Source organism: Armatimonas sp. (assembly GCF_043760365.1).
Taxonomy (GTDB): Bacteria; Armatimonadota; Armatimonadia; order Armatimonadales; family Armatimonadaceae; genus Armatimonas.
In genome coordinates this window covers 1-2,475 of sequence record NZ_JAYUPA010000021.1, presented here as the reverse complement: position 1 = coordinate 2,475, position 2,475 = coordinate 1, and the positions used below count along the sequence as shown (strand labels likewise).

Below are 2,475 nucleotides of genomic sequence, written 5' to 3'. Positions count from 1 at the left end.
GGCTCACGCAGCTTGAGGGCGAGGGTATTTTCTTCTGCACGGGTGCCACGGTCGGGGAGAACGTGACAGTGACGGAGCTGCGCCGCGACTTTGAGGCGGTCTTACTCTGCACCGGAGCGCTGGAGCCGCGTCTTCTGGAGCTACACGGCGTCGAGCTAGCGGGAGTGCACTACGCAATGGACTATCTGGTGCCGCAGAACAAGCGCAATGCGGGCGACAGCATTCCTACAATTGATGCCAAAGGTAAGCACGTCGTGATCATCGGTGGCGGCGACACGGGCGCGGACTGCTACGGAACGGCGCTACGTCAGAGCGCGGCCTCGGTGACCCAGTTCCAGATCCACCCGGAGCCGCCCGTGGAGATGCCTGAGCTAAACCCCTGGTGGCCGCAGCCCGCGCATATTTTAAAGTCCGGCCCCGCGCACGAAGAGGGTGGCGAGCGCGAGTGGGGCATTCACACGACCCACTTCGAGGGAGATGGCAACGGCAATGTGAAATCCCTTCACGCGGTGAAAGTGAAGCGTATTGAGCGCGCTGAGGGTGGACGCCGCGTGGTAGCCATTCCGGGCTCCGAGACGGTCTTCCCTGCCGATTTAGTGCTGATCGCCATTGGCTACAACGGCCCGGAGCGAGCGCTCCTGACGCAGTTTGGGCTGGAGCTCGACCAGCGCGGCAACGTAAAAACCGACGAGAACTACATGTCGGTGAATGTCCCTGCCATCTTTGCCGCAGGCGACTCGCGCCGGGGCCAGAGCCTGATTGTCTGGGCTATCGCCGAGGGCCGAGAAGCGGCGCACGGTGTAGATCAGTATCTCATGGGCATCTCCAAGCTGCCTCGTACCAGCGTGAAGTAGGTCTACAGACGGATAAGCGGGGCGTAAAATCCACCCTGCGCCCGATGCGGGAACCTTGGGATAGCATCTACAATACAAGCACCATGAGGACAGCGAGTTTTGAGAATGCGGTTCTGCCCCACCGCGAGAATTTGATGCGCTTTGCACTGCATCTCACCCACGATTCGGCGGATGCCCAGGATCTGGTGCAGGACACGCTCCTGCGGGCCTACACCCGCTTCTACCAGCTTCGAACCCAGGATGCGACTCTGGCGTGGCTGCGCTGCATCTTGCGAAGCATCTTCCTCCACAAAATCCAGCGCAAGCGCCGCGACCGTGAGGGCACCAGTGAGATCGCGGAGTGGGAGTCTACCCGTGAGTTTGTCGGGCCAGAGAAGCGCGCCATTGATGGCGTAGAGGCGAGCGCCGTTCTTCAAGTGGTGCAGACCCTGCCGCCGGGCTACCGCGACGTTCTTCTGCTCACTATCGCCGAGCTGAGCTACAATGAGATCGTGGAGCGTACCGGTCTGCCCATGGCCACTGTCAAGGCCCGTATCCATCGTGCCCGCAAGATGGTTCAGAAGCAGCTTGTGCTCGCATAGGCAAGAACTTCCGGAACTTTTAAGTGGCATTGACAGGTACTAAAAATCGTGATAATCTGTACAGATGCAGGGCACCTTCAAGGTACCCTGCTTTTTGTTGCCCGAAGATAAGTTAGGGAGAAACTATGGCAAGCACCACCGCACCGCAGCAACCGGCCCCCAAAAAGAAGCCTTCTCGGCAAGGATTTGAGGAGTATGTGAAGGGAGTTCGGCATGAGCTGAAATCGCCTCAGACCCACTGGCCGACTCGTCCCGAGCTGATCAAGATGACACAGATTGTGTTGTTGCTCATCGGGGTAGTGGCTATTTACTGCGGGGGAATTGATTTTGCCTTGTCGCAGTTCGCCGAGCGGCTTCTAACCCGCAAGTAGGCAGTGTTTTTTTCGTTAGGAAACGTTTTAAAAGGACAGCACGATGCAGCGACACTGGTACGCAATTCATACCTATTCAGGCCATGAGATGAAGGTCAAAGTGACCATCGAGAAGCGCGCGGAGACAATGGGGCTCCGGCAGAAGCTTTTCCGCATCCTCGTCCCCACGGATACCGAGACGCGAAACCGTGGCGGGAAGAAGACCGAGTATAAGCGTAAAGTCTTCCCGGGTTACGTTCTCATTGACATGATCCTCGATGACGACACCTGGTATCTGATCAAGAGCACCACGGGAGTCACGGGATTTGTCTCCTCGGGCAACAAGCCCGTTCCGCTTCAGGACAAAGAGGTGCGCGATATCCTCGATGCCCTCGATCCCAACAACGCGGCCTCGCGGCCCAAGAAGATCTGGGAGAAGAACCAGGTGATTCGGATCAACTCCGGACCCTTTGCGGACTTCACCGGCAAGATTGATGAGGTCAACGACCAAAAAGAGAAGGCCAAGGTCATGATCTCTTTGTTTGGTCGCGACACACCGGTCGAGTTGGACTTCAACCAGATCGAAAAGATTTAACGGGAAACCGTTAAAGTAGGAGGCGGGCCTCACTAAAAACCCCGCCGTTAATACTACGGAGAAAAGAAAATGGCAAAAAAAGTAGTGGGCGTCGT

Annotated in this window: 4 protein-coding genes; all 4 read left to right on the top strand. The window is 57.3% G+C overall.

The features are described 5' to 3' along the window. Positions 1-854 (top strand): FAD-dependent oxidoreductase (locus ACH2EH_RS00590; RefSeq protein ID WP_395137775.1); only part of this gene is annotated, 854 nt, incomplete at its 5' end. 83 nt (positions 855-937) lie between these two features. Then, positions 938-1,435 (top strand): RNA polymerase sigma factor, encoded by a 498-nt coding sequence (locus ACH2EH_RS00585; protein WP_309698052.1) that lies wholly within the window; start codon positions 938-940, stop codon positions 1,433-1,435. Between the two features lie 125 nt (positions 1,436-1,560). After that, positions 1,561-1,806 (top strand): preprotein translocase subunit SecE, encoded by a 246-nt coding sequence (gene secE, locus ACH2EH_RS00580; RefSeq protein ID WP_395137773.1) that lies wholly within the window; start codon positions 1,561-1,563, stop codon positions 1,804-1,806. Between the two features lie 43 nt (positions 1,807-1,849). Beyond that, complete coding sequence (nusG, locus tag ACH2EH_RS00575) at positions 1,850-2,380, top strand: transcription termination/antitermination protein NusG (protein WP_309698048.1); 531 nt, start codon at positions 1,850-1,852, stop codon at positions 2,378-2,380. The last annotated feature ends 95 nt before the right edge of the window (positions 2,381-2,475 follow it).